Raw genomic sequence first — 26147 nt, forward strand, 5'->3', positions numbered from 1 at the left:
CACTGGACGCTGAGTCTGGCTGACGCGACAGACGTCGTGATGTCCCTGGATGATACAGTTCCGTGATCAAGGACGATATCAGGCTGGGTCAGGCCACAGGAGGACGTGACAGTCACGTTTAGATCCACCAAAACATTCCCTGAAATTCCTCCCAGTACCCTGGTAGTCGGCTCCATAAAATGAAAATTGGTGTCATCATCAGCTGAGGCTATCCCAAGACGCAGGGCAAGAGTCCCCGTGTGAAGTCCGGGCGTCAGGGGAGGTAACATGAAAGACAGTTGCAGTGCTGGCGCCGGATATCCCTCGTAAAACATCGTTGCCCCCCCGTCTCATTGCACGTCATAGGTCCGTACCCTAACAGCCGATCAGAAGCAATGTCGCGCTGTAGCACCCGCAGTCCGTCATAACCCCCAACAGCACTCCAGTCATTGTCATTACTGATATCTCCATGACTTATGTTATAATTCTCTATCGTTACATTCCCCAGAAGATAAAATGCGCGATGGGCCCGAAAGCGTGGGACGTACTGACCAGAACCATAACAAATCGCCCCACCATAGACAGCCCAGGGGCATATCAGGGATCGTAATATTTACCCTTCCCCCTGACGGCCCATGGTATTTCCCCTGAACGCTTGAACGGGATATTTTATTCCATACCCCACTGCCTCCATTTGCATTCGCCCCCCTGTCGGTACAACAAGTCCCGTTGTAATCAGCAGAGGCATCATCGTCAGAATTCGCCTCCCCTGAACCAGTCGATTTCGAAACAGCATTTATTTCTCCCAGTTTTGATCAATGATTTAATATCCTGGCAACGGGATCTCCACGGCTGATCGCCGGATGGCTTCCCTGTGACGTTTTTCCGGTATCCCGTAGCGCTTTGATGCCCGCCAGAACATGGATGCTGATCCTGAACAAACCTGATCACTGACGGGAGTCATCGGTCCGCTTCTTCCTGATGGTTGTTCTCAGTCCTGGACCGCCGTGGCCCTTCAGAGGGATAACCTGTTCCCGGGCAGTCAAAACGCAGCGCCATTCTTCCCGTCAGTATGATGTTATCCAGATGAGTCTCAGAGCCGCCCAGGTCAAAAATCGGGGCGATGCTCTCGCCACCTGTCGTAAGCATCATCACGTTTGGGGAAAATAATCACGCTCACCGGTATCGCGGTCAGCAATATGCCACAGAGAGGCCTTCCGCCGGGTTGACACACTCGCAACCTTCCGGACGTACCCGTTTTAATACAGGCCAGACACCTGCACCAGCGTTTGTCTGCCGTAACCAGAACTAAACCACTCCCTGGCCTTCGGCAGCTTGCAGGCTGAGCCTGCGAAAGACAGCATCCCGGTCACCTGGTCATGGATAGCTCAGTGTGAAACTTGCAGAAGCCCTGAACGGGCCCAGGCTAAAGTCTTTACTGGTGGCGGTCACATACGCCATCAGCGAGATATCGTTATCACCCGTTGTTAAAGCAAATGATCGTCAACAGACACCGGAGTCCCCTCCATCGTCTCCAGACCCACAGCGATCCCCCTGGCTGATGAGAGTATCAGCCCATTAATTTCGTTCTCTGTCTTCATGGTAACGACAACAGTGTTTTTGACTCTGGGATCACAGTCCTTCAGGTGAAGGACAAACGGCTGTCTCTGTTGTTTACGACCTGTCTGCAAATCCCGGCTTATGATGTTTTTTAAATCCAGTGAAATCGTCGTATCATTCGGGTCCAGAATGCATGCGGCGGTCACAACGGTCACCGTTACCCTGACGTTTGTGGAAGGGAAGCTGGCACCGGTTGCCACCAAAGGCAGGGCAGCCAGTGCTGCACACCAGGCGAGGATCATTCGCCCACAGACTGTGGTTTTCCACATGGAGATCATCTCAGTCATAGCTCAGATAAAAATCAATGACAGCCCGGTAGCTGCCGGCCCCCAGAGCGGCAGATGTCTGTTCCGGCGTGATAACATAGTTCAGTACATTCTGCCCCGGTGTCAGTAATAACGGCCTCTCCTGGTCGCCCGGTCGGACATGCTCGCCCTGTGCGGTGGTCAGCCCCAGTCCGGAGAACCCCGACGCTTTTACAAGCGCCGGAGTGGAGTCATCCCGGATCCGCCAGCCTGTGCGTGGATCCTTACTTCCGGCCAGGCTGTACAGGCAGTCTTCAAGCCGCAATGTAAACCTGACCGGTGTCCCCTGCATCCCGACATACTGCAACTGTCCTTTACCGGTGTCCTCCAGGACAATATCCTGGTACAGGCTGTTCATCCCCAACCGGCAGGCACTTTCCGTTAAGGTGCCGTGGACATACAACATGCCAGGAGCGCCCTCTATATCCAGGTTACCAGGCCATGCAGCCAGTACAACCGGAGACCGCCACAGCATAAACATCTGATGTATGATCAACATCAAAAGTTGTCGCGTACCGTCATTTTTCTGCCGGAATAGCTGTTGTCTGTCATTTTCTGTGGTCTGTGTCATGCTCATTCCCCCCTCTTCCTCCTCCGCAAACGGATTCGCGCCAGCAGCGCCAGGCCTGTTACGCCTTCTTATCTGGAACCACGGTGCAGTGCCCCCCTCCACAGCGGAAACTTAACGGTACCCGTCCCCCGTAATCGTTGATGTAAGTCAGGACAGGGGTGCTGCCCGCCTCAGCAACAGTGACAGCCAGGGGCAAACTATCCTTTGGTGGCACCATCAGAGGTTGAAAGTCACGGACCCCACTCTCCTAAAAAGAGTGGCGCCCAGTGTCCGGGAGGAGCCACTACACTGACAACCGACAGTGTAGTGAAAAACACAATATTATCAGAAGGATCTATTTTTTGGTTCAGGATGCCAGAGAAGATCATTAAGTTTTTCTTCATTCAGGCATGTTAAGTGTCCTTTGCTGATATCAATAATATTACTTTCCTTCAGAAAGGATAAATTTTTCATCACCACACTCCGGGACAGGAGCGTCAGGGACATAATTTCCTTGGCAAGAAAGGGTTTCATATTATGCTTATTTTGAAGATGGAAAATAGTTTCAATGGCTTTGGCGATCCGAAAGCGGGCGGATACAGAAGGATTTCTCATACTGGAATGAACAAAATCAAGCAGCATCTTGTTGTAGGTAATAACACAGCATACCTCTCTCCATAATCCTTCTGACTGGATAATGTGCAATGCCTGTCGGGTGCCAATACTATACAACGCGGTGTCATGACATGCCCGGATATGCAGCTCGGAACTGAAACCAAGGCAGCCGACCAGCCCATAGATAAACGGGCTTTTCAGTACGCTGGAAAAGCCGTGACTGACCACACAAACCCCCCCGGAAACCAGAAAGAACAGGTTTTCAGAGCTTCTGAACTTACACCGTTCATTCCTGCTTAAAGGCTTTCTGATTAAATAGGGTAAAAAGCGGAGGTACAGCGTCTCATAAGCATCAAGCGGAAAGGTCAAAGAGCAAAATTTCATCACAGACATGGTACTATTCCTGTATTTAAGCTCCCCAGGCGTATCCGGACCCGGTTGACGTTAACAGAAAATAAAGCCGGTTCCAACGAATGGAGAACGTGATCTTTTACTTGTGCAGCCCTGGATAATATATGAATTCTCTTTGGCTGCATTACACAAACTTACCTGCATGCCTGCTATAATACACAGGGCAAAATAAGGGACGCAATACAGTCCAGTGGGTGCATGCATTGAATTATAAAAAATTATAATTCAGGTTATATACCCCCCTGGAAATATGCAGACTGATATTGAATTATTTTATCCACCAGGCTGCTGTAAGTTTCAGGATCATTCATGTGTCAGAGAGGCGCTGGCGCCTTCCTGACGGTAACGACACGTTCCGTCGACGACAGGGTTTTCAGAAAGTCCTGCTCACCGGAAGGGAAGGATGTCTGATTTTTTGGCCAGGGACTTTCGCCACGAGCAGTCCGGTATACCAGACTGCCAGCGTTTCTGTCAGAAGGTTTTGATGAGGGGGAGGTAAACGCCGGCATACACTGAGACTGAAAATAATGAAGCCCGGACAGCCGTTACCTGCAGAAGATTTCCGGAAGGGGGAGCAGGTACGTGCTTGTCGTCAGGAAAGGTTACGGTCGAGAACACAAATAAAATAGGGATAAGCAAGTCCTTCAACCAGTACTGAATTCGCGTTCACTTTTGTCACTGACACCATAAACAGCTCGCCTATCTTTTCAGGGAAAAAAGCATGGTAAAAGAAATCGTCAGCAACACCGTCCGCCTGATGAATTATTTCGTTTTTTACTTTTACTTCATAGTTAAATTTATCTATGTTGTTAAACCAGACGGCATAGGTACGATGAATATCTGTGGTGTTCCCTCCTCTGGACAGGGTGCCGGTAATTTTTAATACCCCTTCATGCTTATCCCTCGGGATAAACTGAACAGCTGCATCAACAGAAGCATTTACATTTTCATAGTCCACAGACATAGTGACATTGCCCTCACATTTAATATGTGAGGGCAATATCCTAAAAAAAGACAGGTAAATGAACAGTACGATTGATAACACTGATGCCAAGATTAAAATAAGGTTCGTCACCGCAAATTTTCTGATTCTGAATAACTGCTTCATAATGATGATCTCTCGGTATAGAGAATAAAATTCTCACATGAAACATACTTATCCTTTTCTGCTCTTACGCAGGCAAAGACAAACAGGTTTTTTGCTCTGGCCCGGTCCACGCCATCCACATCGAAATAAAGATCTTTTATCGTGTTTTTACAGTTTATGTTTAGATTCGCTATGTTTTTTTTAACAAAATCAAGAGAAACTGCTCTGGATGTTCTTATTAGATATAACGAGCAACTGTCAATCCTTCCGATTGATTTGTAAGGGCTGACGTCTCCGGGCTTGCTGCGGATGAACAGGGTTGCAATGGCAAGCAAAGTGATAAGACAAAAAATAACGATAACGCTCGGGGTTATCCTTCCTGCAATGCTCGATCTTTCAGGGGGACAGAGGGTATCATCAATAACACTGATGTTGCACTGTAACTCTATACCCATTTTAGGGTGCGTGATAATTAAATCATCTTCGGCACCAAGGCTGTTGAGTGATTTTCGTAAAATCGCGATGTTATTGTTCAGACTGGCGTTTGATGGTTTAAAGTTATATTTTGTCCATGCATTTTCCATTAAAAAATCTCTGGAAAGTATTTCTCCCTGATGTGTCAGCAGTAGTTGTAATAGCCGAGATGCCGTCAGCGTCAGGACAATCGGGGAGGCGTCATTGTCCGGGGCTGATGTTGACAGTGTCCCGGTATCACTATTAAACATTAGTATGTCATTAATGATAAAAATCATGGTGTGCTGAAACCTATATAAAGGACCTGTCTTGGTCTTGACGGACGCGATCGTAATTATCCATAATCTTTTTACTATACGCAATAATTTTTATTCCGGATTTTGTTTTTACTTACACTGTTTCCCCCTTGTAACATAAAATGTGAATGAACCGTTATGCATGCTGACCGTAGCCTGACTTTCAGGAAATATGACTGTCTGTGTGAAAGCCCCGGATGACAGAAATATCAGGCTAATATCAGTAAGTGCGGAAATATTCCCGTATCTATCCGTTTATCATGATCTGCATCAACCATTTTCATTCTTTAAAGGTTAATTAAAATTGATTTGTATCAACTCGTCCCGCCGGCTCCTTTTTCAGTCTGCGCAGACTCATCGCTATGTCTGTTCACCGCCGGTATATGGTCCCGTCAGTCTGTTGTCTGGTATGAAGGCGACAGACACAGTTATCCACATATACGCTTAACCGATCCCAGAGAGATCCCATACAGATCCCTATAGAACCCAACAGATCCCCGTCGGCTACAGCCCGCGCCATCTCTGGCCTGGAACCGGGTCGCGGGGAGCTGTAGCGGGAAAAAAGGGAGCTGTAGCGGGAAAAAAGGGAGCTGTAACGGGGAAAAAGGGAGCTGTAACGGGCAGAAAAGGGAGCTGTAGCGGGAAAAACCGTTGCCCCGGGAAACCAACAGAAATGACTGTGGATAAAATGAAAAAGACGAATAAAACCAATTTATTACTGCCTGATGTTATTTCTGGTTCTGATACGGGTGATGGAAAAGTACTAACAGTAACAGGAAGCTCAAGTGTTCAGCCTGCCGCATTAATGCGACTGGGGATCTTCGTGCCTGCAAACAAATGCGGTCAGCCAGAGGAAGTCGTTGATGCCAGTGAGATATTATCTTCTCTGGAGCTGTCCCGATCCGAGGGTTACACAAACATCATGATTACGGGACCCCGGCTGAATATTTCGACAGACCTGAAGGTCTGGATGGGGGTCATTCATGCCTTTTCCCGTTATGGTCTTGTCGGCAATACCGTTCAGCTGTCATTCCGGGAGTTCGCCGCGTTTTGCCAGATTTCGTCGAAGCGCATCGACTCCCGCCTGCGCGTCAGCGTCCGGGATTCGCTCACCAGGATCCGCGGAAAGACAATTACGCTCAGCACGATAGGTTCAGAAAGTGTGTATGTGACCGGTCTGCTCAAAACCGGCCGGTTCAATGCCGGGGACGATACTGTAGAGCTAGAGGCTGACAGTAAATTATGGGAGCTGTACCGGGCAGACTATCTCACGCTGTTACGCAAAAAACCCCTCAATGCGCTCCCCCGGCAGGAAGCTGCACAGGCGCTATATACATACCTGGCAAGTCTGCCGGAAAAACCCGCCGATGTCTCTTTCAGCCGCCTGCGAGCCCGGCTGATGTTAACGAACCGGATAAGTGATCAGAATAAAGTCATCAGAGGGGCTCTGAGTAAGCTGAAAGCCATTGGATATCTTGATTATCTTCTTAAAAAAGAAGGATATGAAACCTTTTTGCGGATACTCCATCGTAATCCGAACCTGAAGCCATGAGTACCACAGCCCATGATATGACAGACGTTTACAGAAATATCCCGGCGGGTGTGAGCAGGGTTCTCCCCCCCTGACAGGACCCTGGTCGCGACCGTGTATGAGGGGCCTGTTCTGGGGGGAACATCCCGCCGCAGCACCCTTTATCGTCATGCTCCCGGCATGGTTCGCCGCTCTCACTCGTCTGTCTGAGCCTGTTCCGTAGGAGGTGGATGCCCGAGTGGCCCGGGATGGAAAACGCGTCTGAGTCATCAGAAATATGCCGATTGTAATGAGTGTCCTTTTGTGGATACTGATTGTCGGGAAGGCCGGATATTTAATTGGTACAATCACGCCCGCTGGGGGGAAAGGGAAACCGGCAGTGGATCTCGGCTTCAGTTCACTCTGGCTGGGGCTGCGCGGTTTGAACGCTTTGATAAACGTCTGGATCCAGCATCTGTTGTGGCGAAGTATAGCCAGGGCTGTGACTGATAAGGTGTGTGTTGTCGTCATCCGGAAACGGCTCTGCTGCATTAAGAAGTCGTCAGATAACATGCTGCTTTTTTCGAGGTTACCTGACTATGCAGCTGATCCGAAAAGCCTTCAAACGTCTGCACTATCCTGTTGATATTATTGCTCAGGATATTCGCTGGTATCTGGCTTACTCACTCAGCCTGCAAAATCTGGAGAAGATAATGGCGCAGAGAGTGAGATTATCGTTGAGTATTCCACGTACGGTGCTGGCTAATGGACGAAACCTGTATCAAAATCAAAGGCCTGCGGAAATATCTGTACCGGGCAGTCGATACGGCAGGCCAGACCATCGACTTTCTGCTGACGGCTAAGCGGGATGTCGCAGCAGCCTGCGTTTCTTTCGCAAGGCTATCCGACACCACGATGAGCCTGAAGTGGTGACCATTGATAAAAGCGGCGCCAACACGGCGGCGCTGGTCACACTTAATGCCGGTAAATCTGATGAAGAAATGTTCACCGTCAGGCAAAGCAAATATCTGAACAATCTGGTTTAGCAGAACCTCCGGAATATCAAACGCCGGATAAAGCTGATGCCGGGATTTACGTTATTTCGCCGGTTGCAGACGATACTGGCAGGTATTGAGTTAATCCACATAATACGCAAAGAACAGTATCAGTAAGGGGATGGATTGCCACCGGCAGAACCCTCTGCTGAGCCTGAATCATAAGGAGTGGTGATGTCTGTGTATTATATCACAAAAGAAAATAGTCCATTGCCCGTTATCCATGCGTTTGATTGCGAGAAACTGAGAAACAGCTATATAACAAAATACCGGCGAATGGGGTTCTTTTTTTCCCTGGAAATGGCATTAAGAACGCTCTCCACAGACCGACATATTCTCTGTCATTGTCTGCGTGTTCCCTGAAGAACGACGCAGGTGTCCGGGGGAGCAGAGAGTCCCCGTATACTTTTTGCGTTCTGTCAGCGGAGCAGAGAGGTGCCGGCTACCGGCTGCGGTTATATCTCCGCCTCGATGGTAGACAGCTTTACTGTACGCTTCAGGGCTTCGGTTGTGATGTCGGTCGGCGTGCGGGCATCCACGACGTGGATTTTTCGCCGGGCACGCGCCATGCAGGCCGCTTCCATGATGCGCCCGTCTTCGTTGAGGTAAGCATCACTGTTAGCACCAGAAGGAATATGCATAACATCGCTTAATTACTGTCTGAACCGCCCCGGGAATCCTGGAGACTAATCTCCTTGAGAGAGGTAAACAGGATGACTAAAAATACTCGCTTTTCCCCTGAGATTCGTCAGCGGGCCGTTCGTATGGTTATTGAAAGCCAGAATGACTATGACTCGCAGTGGGCGGCCATCAGTTCCATCGCCCCTAAAATCGGCTGTACGCCGGAGACCCTGCGTATCTGGCTGCGTCAGTATGAACGTGATGCCGGTGGCGGTGATGGTGGCCTCACCACCACTGAGCGTCAGCGTCTGAAAGAGCTGGAGCGGGAGAACCGCGAGCTACGGCGCAGCAATGATATCCTGCGACAGGCCTCAGCTTATTTTGCGAAGGCGGAGTTCGACCGCCTCTGGAAAAAATAGCCCTCCTGGTGGATACCCTGAGCGATGAATACGGGGTCGGACCGGTATGCCATGAGCTGGATATCGCCCCGTCTTCATACTACCGCCACCGTGGATATCAGCTGCATCCTGACAGACGCAGCCATCGCGACCAGCGTGATGAACAACTGAAGCAGGAGATACAGCGCGTGTACGACGAAAACCACAGCGTCTATAGTGTTCGCAAGGTCTGGCGCCAGCTGCTGCGGGAGGGCTTCAGCGTGGCCCGATGCACCATCGCGCGACTGATGAAAACCATGGGGCTTGCCGGGGTGCGCCGGGGCAAAAAGGTCCGGACCACCGTCAGCCGGAAAGAAGCTGCGGCAGGCGACCGGGTCAACCGTCAGTTCGTGGCAGAGCGTCCCAATCAGCTTTGGGTAGCAGACTTCACATACGTGAGTACCTGGCAGGGCTTCGCGTATGTGGCGTTCATCATCGACGTGTTCGCCGGAGCCATCGTGGGCTGGCGGGTGTCGTCATCGATGGAAACCACGTTCGTGCTGGATGCGCTGGAGCAGGCGCTGTGGGCCCGCCGGCCATCAGGCACCATCCATCACAGCGACAAAGGTTCACAGTACGTGTCGCTGGCATACACACAGCGGTTGCAGGAGGCGGAGCTTCTGGCTTCAACGGGAAGCACGGGTGACTCTTATGATAACGCGATGGCCGAAAGCATCAACGGCCTGTACAAAGCGGAGGTGATACACAGGCAAAGCGGGAAAAGCCGTGCAGAGGTTGAGCTGGCGACGCTGGCGTGGGTGGACTGGTACAACAATCGCCGGTTGCTGGAAAGGCTGGGGCATATCCCACCGGCAGAAGCCGAACAGGCATATTATGCTTCCATCGGGAATAAGGATCTGGCAGCCTGAGTTCCCAACCAAAATACTCTCCCGGAAAACCGGGGCGGTTCAGTCAGGCCGCCGGATAATGGCCTGACTCCGTTACTTCATCCAGTCTTCAAGCACCAGATCCGGCACCCGCTCAAACTCTCTTGTATTATTCGTCACCAGCACGGCGCCGGCCGCGATAGCGTGCCCGGCGATCGCCGCGTCATTCGGGCCGATCGGCGTGCCGGCGAGGTGCAGCGCCACCCTAATCTCCGTGGTGGCGTCCACCGCGGCACGGTCCCAGGGCAGGATGGCATCGAGGCGGGCAGCGAAGGCATCCACCAGCTGCTGAGCAGCTGGTCCTGACTCCCGGGCGGCCAGAGAAATCTCGGCCCAGGTGATGGCCGGGACCACAATCCGATCGCCGGCAAGCACCGCCTGCTCCAGGCGCTTCAGCACCGCTTCAGGCTGCTCGCGCATGATGAACGAGCAGATGTTCGTGTCGAGCATATAGATCCTGTTCACAGGTTAACCCGTCCTTCGTCGCTGACAACGTCCCCGCGCTCCGCCATAAAGTCCGGATCGGCTTTTTCGGGCTGTGCGAACGAGCCCCAGGTCGGCCGGACGGGACGCAGGATGATGCGGTCCCCTTCCCGGACGATCTCCAGCTCGCTCACCCCCTCAAAATCCAGATCGCGGGGCAGACGGATGGCGCGGTTATTGCCGTTTTTAAAAATGGAAACGGTTCTCATGATCCTCTCCCGGGTAAGTGTGGATATGTAATGCATATCTGGAATGTTGTTCATTGCACCGGGTGTGTGCATGTGTTCAGTATAGGCAGATGCTCAGCATATGTATAGATGCAACATATGCAGATGGTGCGGATATGTGTATGTCAGGCCTATGCAGATGCCGGACATATGGATATGTCACACATATCCACAGTTCTCTCTTTTTCAGCGGAGATCCGAAAAAAGGTAGTTCCGGATCTTCAGAAATCCCCCCGAAAATTTCCGTGAAACGAAACGGTTTTATGACCTATATTGAGGAATGACGAGGGCTTAACGGCAGTCTGCCACTGGGGATCCGGCCAGGCCCGCCCCGGGGTTACTGCCGCTGCGCTTATTTCTCCGCCGTGGTACACTTCCGGAAATCTGTGAATATGCAGAAAGTCGGATCTCAGCGATACGGTCGTCCGGTAATTTAACGGAGTTTCTATATGCCTACTTATTATCATCATGTTAATAATTACGGCACGTAAAAATCATCCTTGTGACAGACGCAGGCCTGTGCGCAGCGCATTGTGCTGCGCGTCATGATTACCCTTGGTGACTATTTACCAGCAAACCAGAAAGGAGATCAGGATGGGACGTTCAATACCGGTGAAGATTGGTCAGAAGGAATTCAAATCCAAAAAAGCCGCCGTCAGTCATTTTATGGATCAGTGCGGGGTCGTGAAGGAATCTGGCCCGATCCGCGAAGGGGATTTATTTGAAGATCTCAGAGAGCTCTATACCCGCTATTGTGAGCTTACAAAATGGGAGCTAGGTAACCGGGAGATTTACGCCTTCAGCGTAGATTATGACCCCCGTCATACCGACCAGAACTATGGCTCATATATGTGCTACTGGGTCCAGTTTTCACCAAAGGACAGACTGTCCTTTTCGGTCAGAGAAGCGGTGGATGAGATCGCCAAAGCTGCTGCAATCGAACAACGGTAACTAAGGGCGGGATTTCTCAGTAAAGAAAAACGGTCAGACCGGTAAGCTGTGCGGCGGCAGTCATTCAGCGGGGGGCATTTCGCTGGAAGTATAATTTAACGTAAGGGAAAAGATTATGATTAAACGTACCGGGATGGTTGTCGTCGCCGTACTGCTAAGCGGCTGTCTGCCGAAACCGCAACCGGCTCATCTTTATCAGGAGCCATCTGCAGGTGAAAACACCGCAAAACTCAGGGTGCGTGGATTTACCGACAGCACGACGGTGTATCGCGTCGACAGCTGCGAGCAGGCCTTTTTCCTGGGCAGCCTCCGCGATCCTGACCATCCGGAACGGAACCCATCAAAGGCGTCAGACCGGGGTTACAAAAAGGCCGACGTGCCGGAAGATAACGCGCCCCTGGATTACATGGAGGTCACACTGCCGGCCGGCCATTATATTCAGCTCCGTCCGGCCATTTTCACCACAGATCATCAGATTTGCTCCGTGATGACGCCGTGGTTTAAACCGGAAAAAGGCGTGCTCTACGAGGTGCGCAGCCAGCTCACTCCCGACGGCAGACAATGCTATGTGCGCACCTGGAAAGTGGATCAGCAGAACGGGGCGGTCACACCGGTGACAGGACCACAGTCTATCCGGGATGTGATGACCTGTGCAAAGCATCCGGTATGGCAGTAGCGCAGCACGGCACATTTTTCCAGCAACACAGGAACATCAGGAATGGAAAATTCGTTTCAGTTTGATACGGGGACGTTTGTCACCACCACGGCTGAACAGGATACCAATCTGTGCCAGCAATCGGCACCGAACTGGAGTATCTGCTCGCGAAGTATTTACCTGACCATGGTGACATAACATGATGCCAGCAATGCCAGGCCAGACCGGGGCCTTTTCCTCTGCTCAGCTGCCGGTGGCCATCGATTATCCGGCCGCGCTGGCACTGCGCCAGATGGCACTCGTTCAGGACGAACTGCCGAAATACCTGCTGGCGCCGGAAGTGAGCGCCCTGCTCCACTACGTGCCCGATCTTCACCGCAAGATGCTGCTGGCCACCCTGTGGAACACCGGCGCCCGTATTAACGAAGCGCTGGCGCTGACAAGGGGAGATTTTTCGCTGGCACCGCCCTACCCGTTCGTGCAGCTGGCAACCCTCAAGCAGCGCACGGAGAAAGTGGCCAGAACTGCAGGCCGGACACCCGCTGGAAATCAGCCTCACCGACTCGTCCCTCTGTCCGATCCCCAGTACGTCAGCCAGCTGGAGATGATGGTGGCCACGCTGAAAATACCGCAGGAACGCCGGAATAAGCGCACCGGCAGAACCGAGAAGGCACGCATCTGGGAAATCACAGACAGAACGGTGAGGACCTGGATAAATGAAGCTGTTGAAGCGGCAGTCGCCGACAGGGTGACGTTTTCGGTACCGGTAACGCCACACACGTTCCGCCACTCCTACGCCATGCACATGCTGTATGCCGGAATTCCGCTGAAGGTGCTGCAGAGCCTGATGGGACACAAGTCGATCAGCTCGACGGAAGTCTATACGAAGGTATTTGCGCTCGATGTTACTGCAAGGCATCGTGTGCAATTTTCAATGGCAGGGGCTGATGCTGTTGCAATGCTGAAAATCAGATAACTTTATTTTTCTATATTTACAGACAGTTGTAACGAAACCCACTTATTCAATAATAAATTAATCTTGCGTTACATGAAAACTGGCAGGGTACTAGGCCGGAATTCACGTAGCGCACTTTACCTCTTCTTCATTATTTACCTTTTCGTTCCGATCCTGTTCATCCTGGCATTACCCCATTTCACCAGAACGCATTTCACTGTTGCCGAGAACCCATGGGGCCAACTTTGCGACCGCGGTCGCACTCAGAAGGATGGCCACCTTTACCGGCGACACCCGGCGTACCTCCTCTCCTCCGAAGTAAAAGCCCTGCTCTTCTATATGCCGGATCTGCGCCATTACATGCTGTTCTCCACTTTCTGGAACACTGGTGTGCGGATCGGTGAATTCCGGACGCTGACCCCGGAATCCTTTGATCTCGACGGGTTAAGACCCTTTGTGAAAGTACTGGGCTCAAGGCATCCGGCCTGACGCACAATATTGACTGAGTGATGAAGGGACACATATCGCAGTGAAGATGTTCATCAGACTGCCCGCTCTTTCACACACCGCAGTCAATATCAATACCCCGGTAGGCGTATCCGCATATCGCAGTCAAGGCAGGCAAAACATAAATGAGATGATGAATCAGTATAAATTGACTGTGGTATGCAGAACGCATACCACAGTCAACAAACCCTAAAACGGCATACCTCAGTCATTTTCCGGTTTCACGCTGCCGAGCGCTTTTGCCAGTTTCTGAGGATCAATACCTGCAGCCTTCAAGGCTTTAATCACTTCGTCATAGTTCTGCTCAGGAACTTCTTCTTCCGGCTCACGGGGAACAACGACCTTGCTACTGATGAGTTTCGGATTACGGTAATGAACGCTGAAGTAGGTGGCCCGGCCGCGTTTGAATTCGGTGTAATCCAGATAGCCGATATCCTTCAACTGCGCCATAGCTTTGCGCACCGTGTGGTTCTGCGTGTAGATGTTAGACGTCAGGTTGAGTCTGTCTCGCATACGCTTCATGGAGATTGGGGCCGGATTCTGCGGCAGGCTTTCGATGTAGGTATAGAGTGCCTGTGCGGACTCCTTGCGCTGCAGGGCATCGATGGCCTTCAGACGCAACAGGACTCGTCTATCCATCTGATAAAGCTCAAATAGCTTGGGCTCTGCCCTGATCTCCACGACATCAGCAGTGATGTCGTAATAGGCAGACTGAACTAGGTGCGTAGTCCACCCTTTCGTTTCACTCTGAAACTTGAGGGTTACGGATGCCAGCTTGAACAGGGAGTTGCTGATCCTGTCGCGCATTTTCTTGTTAGAGCGCCGGGAGTCAAAGCCACACATTTTAACGAACTCAACAAAAGACAGCTTGAGCGTGTCATCCTTGACGCCAAAATCATACATTGAACGGATGATCCCAAGCCAGACTTTGAAGTCCGTATCCATATCGAGGCGCGATCCGGTGATCCTGACATCGGTATACCCTTCACTCCGGGCAATAGACAGCTGTACGAGCTCCTCAGTCGCATCCGTGACGTTTTTGCGGTTCGTCTTACTCCTGGAGGTCGATTTCAGTGTAGGAACGAACAGACCAAGCCTCATGAGTGCAACAGGCTGAACAGTACTGGCGCTGTTGACATCCAGCTTAACAACTTCGCCCGTTGTCTTGTTGACCTCCTGAAGATTCAGGGGTAACTCATTATTTTCCATAGCCATTTTATTAACCCGCGGTTATCCACAAAGGAAAGTATATACGCATATCACAGTCAACGGAAATACATACCCCAGTTAATACAATTGCATACCGCAATAGGTGATCCTGCACACAACAGTCAACATACCACACACCACAGTTAATGAAGACAGTCTCCGGGCTCAGGCGTAGCGGGGCGCTGCACGATCCGGGGATCTCTTTTTGATCTCACCATGATCTCCTTAAGGATCAATTACTGGATCGAAATATGGAATAACTGCCAGCACCCCGTACATATTGACGACTGACATGACACGATATGAATCTTGGTACAACAACCAGGTAATACAACACACTGAAAGGCAATAATCTTGACTGTGATATGCAGAAAAATACATTTCATTACCCTTCTCTATTCCTGTTCTGCTTCATACCGCAGTCAATAATCTGCATACTGTAGTCAATTCCTCACCATTCAGATCCATCCGGTGAATCTTCGTTAGCTTCAGAACGTCAGCCATACCCTGTTAGTATGCAGTAATTCCGCTTCCTCGACGCATGCGCCTGCGTGCGCACGCCTTCTGCGGCGAGCGGATGATATTGACTGAAGCATGCGGCAATCTTCAGGCGGATGCTAAACTGAATGCGGCTACATTTTGATCAGCTTTGCAATTTTTAAGATGGTTTGCAATTTTAATGTTGCTTTGCGCCTTTCACCAAGATTTAATAGATTAATGCAAAGATGATAACAAGGAACTGAGAATGGGACTGATGGAAACTCTTGACCAGTGCATTACGGCCGGTCATGAAATGACGAAAGCTATCGCGATTGCACAGTTTAACGATGATAGCCCGGAAGCCAGGAAAATTACCCGTCGCTGGCGTGTGGGTGAAGCCGCCGATCTGATTGGCGTTTCTTCTCAGGCAATCCGTGATGCAGAAAAAGCAGGACGCCTTCCCCATCCTGATATGGAAATGCGTGGACGTGTGGAGCAGCGGGTGGGCTACACCATTGAACAAATTAACCATATGCGGGATGTATTTGGCACCCGTCTGCGCCGTCCTGATGACAGCGTTCCGCCCGTCATCGCAGTGGCAGCACATAAAGGGGGCGTCTATAAGACATCGGTATCTGTCCACCTGGCACAGGATCTGGCGCTGAAAGGGCTGCGGGTACTGCTTGTCGAAGGGAACGATCCACAGGGCACAGCCTCCATGTACCACGGTTGGGTCCCTGATTTGCATATCCATGCCGAAGACACACTGCTACCATTTTATCTTGGTGAGCGCGATGATGCAGCCTATGCTGTCAAACCTACCTGCTGGCCGGGTCTCGACATCATTCCGTCATGCTTGGCCCTGCATCGCATTGAGACAGAGCTCATGGGAAGGTTTGACAACGGGAAACTGCCGACAGAACCTCATATGATGCTTCGTCTGGCCATCGAAACGGTGGCTCATGATTATGATGTCATTGTTATCGACAGTGCACCGAACCTCGGTATTGGTACCATCAATGTAGTCTGTGCTGCTGATGTACTCATCGTGCCAACGCCAGCAGAGTTATTTGATTACACCTCTGCCCTTCAGTTTTTTGACATGCTGCGCGATCTGTTAAAAAACGTGGACCTGCAGGGTTTTGAACCTGACGTCAGAATTCTTCTGACCAAGTACAGCAATAACAATGGCTCACAGTCACCCTGGATGGAAGAACAGATCCGCGATGCCTGGGGAAGCATGGTACTGAAAAACGTTGTTCGCGAGACCGACGAAGTCGGTAAAGGTCAGATCCGTATGCGAACGGTGTTTGAGCAGGCTATCGATCAGCGCTCATCTACAGGAGCCTGGCGAAATGCGCTGTCTATCTGGGAGCCTGTCTGTAATGAAATTTTTGATCGTCTGATTAAACCTCGCTGGGAGATCAGATAATGAAACGTGCACCAGTCATTCCAAAACATACCGTAAAAGATATCCGCCCCGAAACTGAACCGTCAGCGGCACCCGCTGCACCGATGGTTGATTCATTAATTGCACGGGTGGGAGCTATGGCCCGCGGGAATACCATTCTGCTTCCGGTTTGTGGCCGGGAAGTGAAATTTGTTCTAGAAGCCATCCCGGGCGAGAGTGTTGAAACGGCATCAAGAGTCTGGTCAGGTAATGAACGTGACCAGGAACTACTGACCGAAGACGCGCTTGATGATCTGATCCCCTCTTTTCTCCTGAGTGGTCAGCAGACGCCTGCGTTCGGACGACGGGTAGAAGGTGTAATTGAGATTGCAGATGGCAGTCGTCGCCGTAAAGCTGCCATAATGACATCATCGGATTATCGCGTTCTCGTGGGCGATCTCGATGACGAACAGATGATGTCGTTATCTAGGTTAGGTAATGATTACCGCCCAGTCAGTGCTTATGAACGGGGCAAGCGCTATTCACTACGGCTGGAAAATGAATTTAGCGGCAATGTCTCCGCCCTGGCAGAAGCCGAGAATATTTCCCGTAAAATCATCACGCGTTGCATCAACACGTCCCATTTGCCAAAATCAGTGGTTGCCCTGTTTACTCACCCTGGTGAACTTTCCGCCCGCTCTGGGGAGGCGTTGTACAAAGCATTTTCGGGAAAAGAAGCTTTATTGTTGCAACGGACACAACAGCTTCATGAGCAAAAGAAAGCGGGAGTAATCTTTGAATCCGAGGAAGTTATTGGCTTACTGACGGATATTTTGAAAGAGCCATCAGGTAAAAAAGTTAACCTTAATACCCGCCATCAATTTGTACCTGGTGCTACAGCCCTATACAAAGGCGATAAGGTGATTTTTAATCTCGATAAATCTCGTTTGCCTGCCGGGTGTATCGAGAAGATAGAAAGCATATTGCGCGACTTACAGAAAGTTCTGCCTGTTTAATGATACAAGCGAGCGTTATCATTAATTTCCAATATCCTTAATGCGTTACATGCTGCTTCGGAATATATACATCCGGAGCAGCTATTCTCTGCACTATTGCCCTGTGTTGTTAAAAAAGGTCTGATTTCTTCTCCCAACCTGATTGTTACCACAATCTAAGATCTAGTTCCTGCTACTTTTTCTTAACTTGTTCCATGGTTCACCCCTCAACCTGCATATCAGAACTCAGACGGTAACCCCATCCCGGAATACTGATTTCACACATCGAATTTAACTGGGACCGCGGTCCCACCTCCTGCTTGCGTGTCAGAACTCACCCGTCAACCCCGCCCGGAATGTCGATTCCACACATCGGATTTAACTGGGACCGCGGTCCCACCTCCTGCTTGCGTGTCAGAACTCACCCGTCAACCCCGCCCGGAATGTCGATTCCACACATCGGATTTAACTGGGACCACGGTCCCACCTCCTGCTTGCGTGTCAGAACTCATGCGTCAACCCCGCCCGGAATGTCGATTCCACACATCGGATTTAACTGGGACCACGGTCCCACCTCCTGCTTGCGTGTCAGAACTCACCCGTCAAACCCCACCGGGAATATCGATTCCACACGCCGGATTTAATTGGGACCATGGTCCCACTCTGTTCAGTAGTTTCTATCACATTACCGATTTTGAGATTGTTACAGTGATTCCTGTATTCGGTGCGTAAGAAGATTATGTTTGTTTTGTTCCCCTGGTGCTTCCTCGTTCACTCGCGGGCTTCGCCCTGTCGTTCGGCTGCGGCGAGCACTACTGGCTCTCTCTGAAAATCAGAATTTATCTGATCCTCGCAACGGGAATATCTTTCCAGCGGGTGGTGTACGCAGGGGAGAGCATATTGCGTTTCATTTGCCATGATGGCGCTATCCCTCGTCCGGCAAACCAGACCTGTCCCAGCCCGGAATGATTAATGCCATCGAGAACCTTCATCAGCTCGGCGCTGTGAGGACGTGGCGGACGTTCGTCGAACAGCTGCAGCTGCGAAACGCCGGAGGCGGTGAAGTCATTCAGCATCACACCGGCTTTGGCATACCGGTGCCCGTCCTTCCAGATACGCTCCAGAGCCGTTGTGGCGGCTGCAATAATGTCCCGGGTGTCCTGAGTAGGGGTAAGCAGTTTCTCCGTGGCCACGTTGCCGTAGTAAGGCTCTTTAACGGCGAACGGAGACGTTTTGATGAAAACGGAAATATGTCGGCAATACTGGCGCTCTTTCCGCAGCTTTTCGGAGGCCAGTTCTGCGTACTGACAGACAGCCTGGCGGAGCGAATCGTACTCCGTGATTTTCTCTCCAAAACTGCGGCTGCAGACAATCTGCTGTTTCGTTGGTGGGGCTTCCTCAAGTGACATGCAGCTTTCTCCGTTCAGTTCGCGTACTGTTCGCTCGAGAACGACGGAGAAATTTTTCCGGATAAAGGCCGGGTTCGTCAGGGCCAGATCGAGCGCGGTCCTGATGCCAAGGACATTGAGCTTGCGTGCAATACGGTTTCCCACGCCCCAGATCTCTTCGACCGGCTGCAGTGAAAGCAGTTTCCGCGTTCGCTGAGGATTCCCCCGGGTCAGGGCGAGCACGCCACGAAACTGTTTCCACTCCTTTGAGGCCCACTGGGCTGATTTTGCCAGAGTTTTCGTCGGCCCGGCACCCACGCCGATGGTCAGACGGGTACAGTCATACACGTGCTGACGCAGCTGCCGGCCGAAGTCCTCCAGGTCCATGCAGTGCTCAACGCCGGTCAGGTCGAGGAACATCTCGTCAATCGAATACTGTTCCACCCTTGGGGCCAGCTCCTCCAGGCAGCTCATCACGCGCGCTGACATCGAGGCATAAAGTTCATAGTTGCTTGAGAACGCGTATATTTTTTCCGGGTACGTTTCGTTTTTCATCTGAAACCACGGCGTGCCCATTTTGATCCAGGGCTTTGCCTCGGCACTTCTTGCGATGACGCAGCCATCGTTATTACTGAGCACCACAACCGGCTTTCCTTTCAAATCCGGGCGGAAAACACGTTCGCAGCTGGCATAAAAGCTGTTCACATCGGCCAGGGCAAACATCAGTACATCTCCCTCGGGCGGTGGATGATGTGCGTGACGACGCCAAAGATATCCAGATCGTCCGGGTCGGGATAAATCGGCGACCAGGCGGCGTTCATGGGCTGCAGCGTCAGTCGTGGCGTCAGCAGGAGCCGTTTAACCATAAACTCCCCCTGCACGCTGGCCACAACAATATCGCCGTGCCGGGGCTTCTCTGCACTGTCCACAACCAGCAGATCACCATTGTAAAGGCTGCCGTCGGACATACTGTCACCGCTGGCACGCAGATAGTAAGTCGCGCTCGGATGCCGTATGCAGTAATCATGCAGATCCAGGTCGGACTCGACATAGTCAGCTGCAGGGCTGGGAAAACCGCAGCTGGCCAGGTCTGCAAACAACGGACGGGCCTGTGGCGGGAATTCTTTCCCGGTGCTGAAAAGCTGCAGTTTCATCTTTCCTCCTGACGTCTAAATATACTGGTTATGCATACAGTATATTTAACAGCGTGAGGATAATCCAGATCACCTGCTTCATGAACAGGGTGAGTAACCTAAGTTACTCAAAATGCTATTTAATATCATTCTGGGATATTTAAATTACTCATAATGAGAAATATGGCTTTTATTTTGTCATTTTGCTCTTATAATATGTATCAAATTGAGTTTGATTGACGGAGCATAATGATGAATATTTACTGCGATGATGGTTCAACTAATGTTAAGCTGGCATGGTTTGAAGGAAACGAGCTGCAGACCCGGGTTTCAGCTAACTCCTTCCGGCATGGCTGGAAAGTGGCGGAATTCAGTGCCGCAACGTTCAACTATCAGGTGGGCACGCTGAAATACACCTGGGACAGCGTCAGCCGGGATGCCATCCCGACAACAAACGTGGAATACCAGTACGGTGATCTCAACCTGCTGGCCGTGCATCATGCCCTGCTGAACAGCGGACTTGAGCCGCAGCCGGTGAGCCTGACCGTGACGCTGCCCCTGAGCGAGTATTATGACGGGGACTGCCAGCGGAACGAGGAGAACATCCGACGCAAACGAGAAAACCTGATGCGTGAGCTGGTTCTGAATAAGGGCAGGGCATTTACCGTAACGGACGTGAAGGTGATGCCGGAATCACTGCCGGCGGCGTTCTCCCGTCTCGCGGAGCTGAAGCCCGGACCCGCTGAGACCACCCTGATTATCGATCTCGGCGGAACCACGCTCGATGCCGGCGTGATTGTCGGACAGTTTGATGATATCAGTGCGGTACACGGCAATCCGTCTGTCGGCGTGTCACAGGTCACCCGCGCAGCTGCAGGCGCGCTGCGGGCTGCAGACAGCGAAACCAGCGCGCTTATTGCTGACACGGTCATCCGCAACCGCAATGATCGTCAGTATCTGCAGCGAGTGATCAACGATGCCGGAAAAATTGACGATGTTCTGAACAAAATTACAGAGGCAATCACTTCCCTGGGGGCGCGTGTCACCAGTGAGCTGACGGCCTTCAGGAACGTTAACCGGGTATTCCTGGTCGGGGGAGGGGCATCCCTCATTGAAGAGGCTATCCGTCAGGCCTGGCCTCTGGCTCCTGACCGTATCGAGGTTATCGGCGATCCGCAGCTGGCGCTGGCCAGAGAGATTGCCCTTTACAATAAAGAGGACTAAACGTGCCGGACGGCCAGTATTCTTTCTATCTGCACAGCGACGATCGCACCGACATCGCGGCGATGGCGACCATCAGCACCATCTCACAGCCCCTGCGCGGTGACTTCATCCGGACCGCCGCCACCGCCGGGGCGGTGATGTACCAGACGGATGTCCGTTTACCGGCGCTGATCCCGGTGTTCTTTGACGGACATCTGAGCGCCATCCGGCTTTGTGCCGTGATGGCGCTGGTATCCGGCACCTGGTCTTCACTCTCAGGGCTTCCTGATGAGCCTGACGGTGGCGTGGCGGCTCTGGCCATGTCACCGGAGACGGAATACCAGCGCCGGCGTTACACCCTGACGCTTCAGGATGACCGGAGCAGTGAACGGGTTGAGCGTGTGCTGACGGGCGTGTCATCCCGCCTGCGCGGAGAGCTGCTGAGAAACCTGATTATCACCGGTCTGGCCCTGCATACGACCGCACCGGAGCTGCCGCGTCTGCTGGCCAGCATGCCGGTACCGCCCGGCACGGTCAGCGAATTGCAGGTTCTGGTTCAGCAGATGGCTGGTACGGCTGACGTGAGTATGGCTGCAGTGCCGGAGAAACCAGCGGAGCCTGCCGCACCGGTATCCGCTGAAGCGACCAGCATAAAGAAAAATATGCGACGGGCATTCGGAGACTAAAACATGTCAGTGATTAAACAGAAGGCAGAGCAGTACATTCATAACTTTCTGCGCGCCCGGAACGTGCCTGAATCTCAGTGGCCGGAACGGGTCAAAAAGACCGGCAGGGGAATGATACTGGCAGGCGTGGCCGTCGTGGTTCCTGGCGTTCTGGTTGATAACATCTCACTACCGGTGACAATCGCGATGCAGGTCTGCTATGCCTCACTGATCGGCCTCGGGGTTCTCCTGGCGTTTGACGAGAAAAAACCAGAGGGGCGGGGATGAATATGAACATTAACCGGAAGGAAACAGTATGCAGCTTGAAGAACTGACTGGAGACGAACGTACGCTGGTCGTTGTGGCACTGCAGGCGTTGTTCCGCGAGAGATTATCCGCATCAAATGCCGTCTTCACGGTATGTAGCCTGTCCGGAAAAGAGCAGCCGCCGGAAGATATTTTTGGGCTGCGTGAAGTAGAGGATGCGCTGAGACGTATTGGTGCAGCTCCTGCGCGTTAAATCCGGTCTCGTCGTACACTTCAGAAAAAAACGGCAGGGTGACATCTCATCCCTGCCGTCAAAACTAAACGCTTAATTTTTCGGCGATTATAATGTATTATTTTGTGATGTAAATCACATTTTAATTTAATGTGAAATTTTTCCTCCGCTTTATATCTCCCGTAAAAAATTACCCGCCGTGCCTTCACGCTAACCCGGCCGCTGCGGTCGCAAGGGTTCACGTTGTCTCCGTCCTCACCCGTTCGCGCCCTGCACGGTGCATTCAGCCCGTGAAGGGCTTGCGCTGCGGCTTCGGCGTCGCCCTGGCGTCCTCCGCTTTACGCCGTGTTTTTGTGGCGGCACGGCGCAAGAGAGTGCCGGATGCTGAGGACACAACATGTTCAGACTGACCTGTATTGAACTCGATAACGGCGAGTTTGCCGTCTAAATCAATCACCATTACCTGAGGAGTGAAGATGCCAGCGGAGAGCGACTTTCTCTGGGGGAGGTTCTGGAGCTGCTCTCCCTGCTGCCGGGCGTGGAATTACAGACCCTGCTGGAACCCGTACCGGAGTGCGATGACTGGTGCTGGAATGACATCGCCGATCGCGTCCTGCATGTCGTGATGATGTGACGGTGGCAGGGCTCATCGCCAGGCTGAAGCAGTACCCACCGGATGCACTGTGTATGGGGACGTTCTGGCTGGAAGATGATTTTCTGTCGCTCGATGGCAGTCTGTCGGAGGAGGAAATTGCAGAAGCCATGCGTATCTGCGACCACCGCCACGATGCAGGCATCGGTTTTAACTGGGACACGCTGCAGTTCGCTATCGACCACGTGAAGGGGCGCTGAAAAAAAGGACACCATCCGGGGAGGGGGTGTCCTGAAGCCATGCAATTCGTTACAGGTGAAAACCCTTAAGATGTTTTCGGCGCTGATAATCACATAATCACTTCGCACTTTCACCTGCCATATATCCGACTCAAAAAAAAAACGTCTCCGGTCGGGGACGTCCTGAAATCAAAGGCACACATGTCAGATAACGGCGCGAATCCATTATCAGTGTGCATTCTGCCATACACTCACGTACTCATCAGCTACCAGAACCGGTACCGAAGGATGTCGGTTCCCTCCGCCTTATTGCCGCCTGCCGGCGGCGTGTTCAACGCCGTGCCTTCACGCTAACCCGGCCGCTGTGGTCGCAAGGGTTCACGTTGTCTCCGTCCTCACCCGTTCGCACCTTTCACGGTGCATTCAGCCCGTGAAAGGCTTGCGCTGCGGCTTGCGGCGTCGCCCCTGCGCCCTCCGCTTTTCGCCGGGTTTTTGTGGCGGCACGGCGCAACAGGGTGCCGCATATCAGAGAGGAGTGTGTCTATGTCCCGTTTTATTCTGGGTGACTGCGTGCAGGTGATGTCCCGTTTTCCGGCGCGTGCCGTCGATTTTATTCTTACCGATCCACCGTACCTGGTTGGCTATAAGGACCGTACCGGCCGCACCCTGGCCGGGGACAACTCTGCCGAATGGCTCCAGCCCGCCTGTCATGAAATGTACCGCGTGCTGAAAAATGACAGCCTGATGGTGAGTTTCTATGCCTGGAACCGCGCGGATCTGTTTCTGAATGCGTGGAAAACGGCCGGTTTCCGGGTGGTTGGCCATATCGTCTTTGCCAAGAGCTACGCCTCAAAATCGACGTTCGTGGGTTACACCCATGAGAGCGCCTACCTGCTGGCGAAGGGAAGGCCGCAAACCCCGGACCGTCCCATCCCGGACGTGATCCCCTGGAAATACACGGGCAACCGACATCACCCGACGGAGAAGCCGGTGCAGAGTCTGCGGCCGCTGATTGAATCGCTCACGCGCCCGGGGGCCATAGTCCTTGACCCGTTCGCCGGCAGCGGCTCCACCTGCGTGGCCGCCGCCGAAGCCAGCCGCCGCTATATCGGGATCGAGATGCTTGAGCAGTACCACGCCGCCGGCGTCCGACGTCTGGCACAGGTTGAACGGGCGAGAAGGATGCCGGCGGCCAATGACGGCGCGTTTTACCCTGACTGGCCGGAGGCGGCATGAACTACCCGGGCCTTGAACACCTGCGCGCGGACGTGGCCGCGCTCAGCAATGCCATGTGTGACGTGCGGATGCTGCTGAACCGCCTCGAATCGCAGCACCGGCACGACGCGGCAACGCTTACCGAACGTATGGCAGCGCAGACCCTGCGCCGGATCAACACCCTGCTTCTTGAAGCCTACCGCGAAGCCCTGGTGCTGGACGAAACCTTTCAGGACTGACTGACCCTGCCGGGCTGATGCCCGGCATGTAACCCCTTACAAGAGAGAAAAAACGATGTACGGAACCCGCGAAGAACTTTGTGTACAGCTTGAAAACATGTTCACCTTTGACGAACCCCTGGTCCTGCTGGTCTGGACGGAAGAGGGGATTAGCGTGGCCTGCCGTGAAGCCCGGCCAGAACCGGACGGGACTGAAATCCGGAATCTGATGAAGGCGATCGGCGAAATGAAAATGACGCAATACCGTCAGGAGGGGGTAAATAATCAGACTGTCAGCGATCTCCTGGCCCGTCAGCGCGAAGCGGCAAACCGTCAGGTGAGTGTTCCGGCGGTACTCCTGTCCCGCGTCCTGCGTAACTATGAATGCGAGCTGGAAAACCGGATCGGTATGGCCTGGGAAGCCGGGCGGCAGGAGCCTGAATCTGTCAGGGATGAGCTGAATAACGTTCGCGCCCTACAGGACGCGCTGGCCGCCTGAGAGAACGCCGGGGTAACGCCCCGGCAACCGGTGGCCATCCACTGCGAATAAGGATGTCAGTGCCTTCCGCTTCTATCCGCCGCTGCCCTCCGGGCAACGTCGGGACAATGAAACTCCCCTGAAGCTCCGTGCGGTGACGGCATGCGCCGTGACTTCACTGTAGCCCGGCCGCATCGGCCACAAGGGTTCGCTGACGCCTCCGTCCTCACCCGTTCGCACCCTTCACGGTGCATTCAGCCCGTGAAGGCTTTGCGCTGCGGCTTGCGGCGTCGCCCCTGTGTCCTCCGCTTTTCGCCGGTCTGTCGTGTCGTCACGGCGATGCCGGAACCGAGAATATGTTAACCGTGGAGGATCTATGAACCAGACCGTGACCTGTGATGCTGTTCGTCTTGAGGGTGCGCAGCGCCTGACTTTCCTGCCTGATTTGTTTGGCGGCGATTTTATGACGTCCGAGGCATCCGCGTACGCCTATGCCCAGCGTTACTGCCCTGAGTATCAGGGGGGATTCTGGCAGTTTTACCGGCTGCCGGAAGGTGGCGGATATATGGCGCCTGACGTGGAGAGCCTGACCCTGTGCAATCCGGACAACTGGTTTGAGCAGACTGTCAGCGGGGAAGTGGCGGGGATCATTCTCACGGCGCTGGTACTGAATCACCGGAGCTGGCACCACAGCAACCATGACCATGAAGAGCTGTGCCGCCACTTCTGCCGTCGCTATGAGCAGCTTATGGCATTTGCTGACACCCATCCGGAAAGCGCCACCATCTGGCGTGCCCTTGACTGACTGACCACGGGCG

27 protein-coding genes, 4 pseudogenes and 1 other annotated feature are annotated in these 26147 nt (G+C 52.6%); of the genes and pseudogenes, 19 read left to right on the forward strand and 12 right to left on the reverse strand.

Features of this window, described 5'->3' with window-relative positions; translation table 11 throughout:
• Positions 1 to 1466 precede the first annotated feature (1466 nt).
• The 6 genes and pseudogenes from M2422_RS22355 to M2422_RS22380 form a co-directional block, all read right to left on the reverse strand.
• Positions 1467 to 1868 carry a hypothetical protein gene (locus M2422_RS22355; protein ID WP_259142820.1) on the reverse strand — a complete coding sequence of 134 codons (402 nt, stop codon included), beginning with the start codon at positions 1866 to 1868 and terminating at the stop codon, positions 1467 to 1469.
• 10 nt (positions 1869 to 1878) lie between these two features.
• Entirely contained in the window at positions 1879 to 2481 is a 603-nt protein-coding gene (locus M2422_RS22360) for a type 1 fimbrial protein (protein WP_259142822.1), read from the reverse strand.
• A 52-nt stretch (positions 2482 to 2533) separates the two neighbouring features.
• Positions 2534 to 2716, reverse strand: a pseudogene (locus M2422_RS22365) (molecular chaperone); the annotation flags it as partial.
• An 83-nt stretch (positions 2717 to 2799) separates the two neighbouring features.
• Positions 2800 to 3462 (reverse strand): helix-turn-helix domain-containing protein, encoded by a 663-nt coding sequence (locus M2422_RS22370; protein WP_259142824.1) that lies wholly within the window; start codon positions 3460 to 3462, stop codon positions 2800 to 2802.
• Positions 3463 to 4072: 610 nt separating this feature from the next.
• Positions 4073 to 4444 carry a hypothetical protein gene (locus M2422_RS22375; RefSeq protein WP_259142826.1) on the reverse strand — a complete coding sequence of 124 codons (372 nt, stop codon included), beginning with the start codon at positions 4442 to 4444 and terminating at the stop codon, positions 4073 to 4075.
• Between the two features lie 140 nt (positions 4445 to 4584).
• Positions 4585 to 5292 carry a helix-turn-helix domain-containing protein gene (locus M2422_RS22380; protein ID WP_259142828.1) on the reverse strand — a complete coding sequence of 236 codons (708 nt, stop codon included), beginning with the start codon at positions 5290 to 5292 and terminating at the stop codon, positions 4585 to 4587.
• A 733-nt stretch (positions 5293 to 6025) separates the two neighbouring features.
• Here M2422_RS22380 and M2422_RS22385 point away from each other — a divergent pair.
• Together M2422_RS22385 and M2422_RS22390 are read left to right on the forward strand one after the other, a co-directional pair.
• The gene (locus M2422_RS22385; protein ID WP_259142907.1) at positions 6026 to 6889 is read left to right on the forward strand and encodes a RepB family plasmid replication initiator protein; all 864 of its coding nucleotides are present in this window, start codon (positions 6026 to 6028) and stop codon (positions 6887 to 6889) included.
• A 557-nt stretch (positions 6890 to 7446) separates the two neighbouring features.
• Positions 7447 to 8019 (forward strand): annotated as a pseudogene (locus M2422_RS22390) (IS6 family transposase).
• Positions 8020 to 8360: 341 nt separating this feature from the next.
• On the opposite strand, the pseudogene M2422_RS22395 reads toward M2422_RS22390, so the two are convergent.
• Positions 8361 to 8519: pseudogene (locus M2422_RS22395) on the reverse strand (IS66 family transposase); the annotation flags it as partial.
• Positions 8520 to 8615: 96 nt separating this feature from the next.
• Here M2422_RS22395 and M2422_RS22400 point away from each other — a divergent pair.
• Positions 8616 to 9829, forward strand: a protein-coding gene (locus tag M2422_RS22400; protein ID WP_404997319.1) for an IS3 family transposase whose coding sequence is annotated in 2 segments (ribosomal slippage) — positions 8616 to 8904 and positions 8904 to 9829 — 1215 coding nt in all. Because the reading frame shifts where the segments join, the coding sequence is not laid out codon by codon here.
• Positions 8897 to 9013: a sequence feature (AL1L pseudoknot), on the forward strand. Its footprint overlaps the gene before it by 117 nt.
• A gap of 72 nt (positions 9830 to 9901) precedes the next feature.
• Here the strand turns inward: M2422_RS22400 and M2422_RS22405 are convergent.
• Both M2422_RS22405 and vapB read right to left on the reverse strand, forming a co-directional pair.
• A complete protein-coding gene (locus M2422_RS22405; protein WP_259142831.1) occupies positions 9902 to 10312 on the reverse strand; it encodes a PIN domain-containing protein in 411 nt (136 codons plus the stop codon).
• A complete protein-coding gene (gene vapB / locus M2422_RS22410; protein ID WP_259142833.1) occupies positions 10309 to 10539 on the reverse strand; it encodes a type II toxin-antitoxin system VapB family antitoxin in 231 nt (76 codons plus the stop codon). Before vapB ends, M2422_RS22405 begins: the two co-directional genes overlap by 4 nt.
• 612 nt (positions 10540 to 11151) lie before the next feature.
• On the opposite strand from vapB, the gene M2422_RS22415 reads away from it, so the two are divergent.
• The 5 genes and pseudogenes from M2422_RS22415 to M2422_RS22435 all read left to right on the forward strand — a co-directional run.
• Entirely contained in the window at positions 11152 to 11508 is a 357-nt protein-coding gene (locus M2422_RS22415) for a hypothetical protein (protein ID WP_095450889.1), read from the forward strand.
• Positions 11509 to 11623: 115 nt separating this feature from the next.
• Positions 11624 to 12184 carry a hypothetical protein gene (locus tag M2422_RS22420; protein ID WP_095450890.1) on the forward strand — a complete coding sequence of 187 codons (561 nt, stop codon included), beginning with the start codon at positions 11624 to 11626 and terminating at the stop codon, positions 12182 to 12184.
• Between the two features lie 42 nt (positions 12185 to 12226).
• Positions 12227 to 12361, forward strand: coding sequence for a hypothetical protein (locus M2422_RS22425; protein WP_255248831.1), 135 nt, complete (start codon positions 12227 to 12229; stop codon positions 12359 to 12361).
• 1 nt (position 12362) lies between these two features.
• Entirely contained in the window at positions 12363 to 13139 is a 777-nt protein-coding gene (locus M2422_RS22430; RefSeq protein WP_259142839.1) for a site-specific integrase, read from the forward strand.
• A gap of 175 nt (positions 13140 to 13314) precedes the next feature.
• A pseudogene (locus M2422_RS22435) lies at positions 13315 to 13595 on the forward strand (site-specific integrase); the annotation flags it as partial.
• A gap of 234 nt (positions 13596 to 13829) precedes the next feature.
• Here the strand turns inward: M2422_RS22435 and M2422_RS22440 are convergent.
• Positions 13830 to 14840 carry a RepB family plasmid replication initiator protein gene (locus tag M2422_RS22440; protein WP_063161595.1) on the reverse strand — a complete coding sequence of 337 codons (1011 nt, stop codon included), beginning with the start codon at positions 14838 to 14840 and terminating at the stop codon, positions 13830 to 13832.
• A 739-nt stretch (positions 14841 to 15579) separates the two neighbouring features.
• On the opposite strand from M2422_RS22440, the gene sopA reads away from it, so the two are divergent.
• Positions 15580 to 16746: a plasmid-partitioning protein SopA gene (gene sopA, locus M2422_RS22445; protein ID WP_045325857.1), complete on the forward strand. Its 1167-nt coding sequence runs from the start codon at positions 15580 to 15582 to the stop codon at positions 16744 to 16746.
• Positions 16746 to 17720, forward strand: coding sequence for a ParB/RepB/Spo0J family plasmid partition protein (locus tag M2422_RS22450; protein ID WP_095450892.1), 975 nt, complete (start codon positions 16746 to 16748; stop codon positions 17718 to 17720). Before sopA ends, M2422_RS22450 begins: the two co-directional genes overlap by 1 nt.
• A gap of 818 nt (positions 17721 to 18538) precedes the next feature.
• Here M2422_RS22450 and M2422_RS22455 read toward each other — a convergent pair.
• Together M2422_RS22455 and umuD are read right to left on the reverse strand one after the other, a co-directional pair.
• A complete protein-coding gene (locus tag M2422_RS22455; RefSeq protein WP_259142846.1) occupies positions 18539 to 19810 on the reverse strand; it encodes a Y-family DNA polymerase in 1272 nt (423 codons plus the stop codon).
• The gene (umuD, locus tag M2422_RS22460; RefSeq protein WP_259142848.1) at positions 19810 to 20241 is read right to left on the reverse strand and encodes a translesion error-prone DNA polymerase V autoproteolytic subunit; all 432 of its coding nucleotides are present in this window, start codon (positions 20239 to 20241) and stop codon (positions 19810 to 19812) included. Before umuD ends, M2422_RS22455 begins: the two co-directional genes overlap by 1 nt.
• Positions 20242 to 20472: 231 nt before the next feature.
• On the opposite strand from umuD, the gene parM reads away from it, so the two are divergent.
• From parM to M2422_RS22505, 9 genes are all read left to right on the forward strand, one after another.
• Entirely contained in the window at positions 20473 to 21444 is a 972-nt protein-coding gene (parM, locus tag M2422_RS22465) for a plasmid segregation protein ParM domain-containing protein (protein ID WP_080336844.1), read from the forward strand.
• Between the two features lie 2 nt (positions 21445 to 21446).
• Complete coding sequence (locus M2422_RS22470) at positions 21447 to 22109, forward strand: plasmid partitioning/stability family protein (protein WP_259142850.1); 663 nt, start codon at positions 21447 to 21449, stop codon at positions 22107 to 22109.
• A 3-nt stretch (positions 22110 to 22112) separates the two neighbouring features.
• Positions 22113 to 22376, forward strand: coding sequence for a hypothetical protein (locus tag M2422_RS22475; protein ID WP_259142852.1), 264 nt, complete (start codon positions 22113 to 22115; stop codon positions 22374 to 22376).
• A 28-nt stretch (positions 22377 to 22404) separates the two neighbouring features.
• The gene (locus M2422_RS22480) at positions 22405 to 22608 is read left to right on the forward strand and encodes a hypothetical protein (RefSeq protein WP_013087140.1); all 204 of its coding nucleotides are present in this window, start codon (positions 22405 to 22407) and stop codon (positions 22606 to 22608) included.
• A 615-nt stretch (positions 22609 to 23223) separates the two neighbouring features.
• Positions 23224 to 23439 carry a hypothetical protein gene (locus M2422_RS22485; protein WP_259142853.1) on the forward strand — a complete coding sequence of 72 codons (216 nt, stop codon included), beginning with the start codon at positions 23224 to 23226 and terminating at the stop codon, positions 23437 to 23439.
• Between the two features lie 522 nt (positions 23440 to 23961).
• Complete coding sequence (locus M2422_RS22490; protein ID WP_013087143.1) at positions 23962 to 24654, forward strand: DNA methylase; 693 nt, start codon at positions 23962 to 23964, stop codon at positions 24652 to 24654.
• Positions 24651 to 24872 (forward strand): hypothetical protein, encoded by a 222-nt coding sequence (locus M2422_RS22495; RefSeq protein WP_013087144.1) that lies wholly within the window; start codon positions 24651 to 24653, stop codon positions 24870 to 24872. The genes M2422_RS22490 and M2422_RS22495 overlap by 4 nt, the downstream gene beginning before the upstream one ends.
• A 55-nt stretch (positions 24873 to 24927) precedes the next feature.
• The gene (locus tag M2422_RS22500; RefSeq protein ID WP_259142856.1) at positions 24928 to 25350 is read left to right on the forward strand and encodes a DUF1380 domain-containing protein; all 423 of its coding nucleotides are present in this window, start codon (positions 24928 to 24930) and stop codon (positions 25348 to 25350) included.
• Between the two features lie 355 nt (positions 25351 to 25705).
• Positions 25706 to 26134, forward strand: coding sequence for an antirestriction protein (locus M2422_RS22505; protein ID WP_259142857.1), 429 nt, complete (start codon positions 25706 to 25708; stop codon positions 26132 to 26134).
• The last annotated feature ends 13 nt before the right edge of the window (positions 26135 to 26147 follow it).

Origin of the sequence: Enterobacter sp. SLBN-59 (assembly GCF_024807915.1) — a bacterium.
Taxonomy (GTDB): domain Bacteria; phylum Pseudomonadota; class Gammaproteobacteria; order Enterobacterales; family Enterobacteriaceae; genus Enterobacter; species Enterobacter asburiae_B.

Coding starts and splice junctions, on each gene's coding strand:
- M2422_RS22355 (WP_259142820.1), bottom strand. CDS start 1,868: ATGTGGAAAACCACAGTCTGTGGGCGAATGATCCTCGCCTGGTGTGCA.
- M2422_RS22360 (WP_259142822.1), bottom strand. CDS start 2,481: ATGAGCATGACACAGACCACAGAAAATGACAGACAACAGCTATTCCGG.
- M2422_RS22370 (WP_259142824.1), bottom strand. CDS start 3,462: ATGTCTGTGATGAAATTTTGCTCTTTGACCTTTCCGCTTGATGCTTAT.
- M2422_RS22375 (WP_259142826.1), bottom strand. CDS start 4,444: ATGTCTGTGGACTATGAAAATGTAAATGCTTCTGTTGATGCAGCTGTT.
- M2422_RS22380 (WP_259142828.1), bottom strand. CDS start 5,292: ATGTTTAATAGTGATACCGGGACACTGTCAACATCAGCCCCGGACAAT.
- M2422_RS22385 (WP_259142907.1), top strand. CDS start 6,026: ATGAAAAAGACGAATAAAACCAATTTATTACTGCCTGATGTTATTTCT.
- vapB (WP_259142833.1), bottom strand. CDS start 10,539: ATGAGAACCGTTTCCATTTTTAAAAACGGCAATAACCGCGCCATCCGT.
- M2422_RS22415 (WP_095450889.1), top strand. CDS start 11,152: ATGGGACGTTCAATACCGGTGAAGATTGGTCAGAAGGAATTCAAATCC.
- M2422_RS22420 (WP_095450890.1), top strand. CDS start 11,624: ATGATTAAACGTACCGGGATGGTTGTCGTCGCCGTACTGCTAAGCGGC.
- M2422_RS22425 (WP_255248831.1), top strand. CDS start 12,227: ATGGAAAATTCGTTTCAGTTTGATACGGGGACGTTTGTCACCACCACG.
- M2422_RS22430 (WP_259142839.1), top strand. CDS start 12,363: ATGATGCCAGCAATGCCAGGCCAGACCGGGGCCTTTTCCTCTGCTCAG.
- M2422_RS22440 (WP_063161595.1), bottom strand. CDS start 14,840: ATGGCTATGGAAAATAATGAGTTACCCCTGAATCTTCAGGAGGTCAAC.
- sopA (WP_045325857.1), top strand. CDS start 15,580: ATGGGACTGATGGAAACTCTTGACCAGTGCATTACGGCCGGTCATGAA.
- M2422_RS22450 (WP_095450892.1), top strand. CDS start 16,746: ATGAAACGTGCACCAGTCATTCCAAAACATACCGTAAAAGATATCCGC.
- M2422_RS22455 (WP_259142846.1), bottom strand. CDS start 19,810: ATGTTTGCCCTGGCCGATGTGAACAGCTTTTATGCCAGCTGCGAACGT.
- umuD (WP_259142848.1), bottom strand. CDS start 20,241: ATGAAACTGCAGCTTTTCAGCACCGGGAAAGAATTCCCGCCACAGGCC.
- parM (WP_080336844.1), top strand. CDS start 20,473: ATGAATATTTACTGCGATGATGGTTCAACTAATGTTAAGCTGGCATGG.
- M2422_RS22475 (WP_259142852.1), top strand. CDS start 22,113: ATGTCAGTGATTAAACAGAAGGCAGAGCAGTACATTCATAACTTTCTG.
- M2422_RS22480 (WP_013087140.1), top strand. CDS start 22,405: ATGCAGCTTGAAGAACTGACTGGAGACGAACGTACGCTGGTCGTTGTG.
- M2422_RS22490 (WP_013087143.1), top strand. CDS start 23,962: ATGTCCCGTTTTATTCTGGGTGACTGCGTGCAGGTGATGTCCCGTTTT.
- M2422_RS22495 (WP_013087144.1), top strand. CDS start 24,651: ATGAACTACCCGGGCCTTGAACACCTGCGCGCGGACGTGGCCGCGCTC.
- M2422_RS22500 (WP_259142856.1), top strand. CDS start 24,928: ATGTACGGAACCCGCGAAGAACTTTGTGTACAGCTTGAAAACATGTTC.
- M2422_RS22505 (WP_259142857.1), top strand. CDS start 25,706: ATGAACCAGACCGTGACCTGTGATGCTGTTCGTCTTGAGGGTGCGCAG.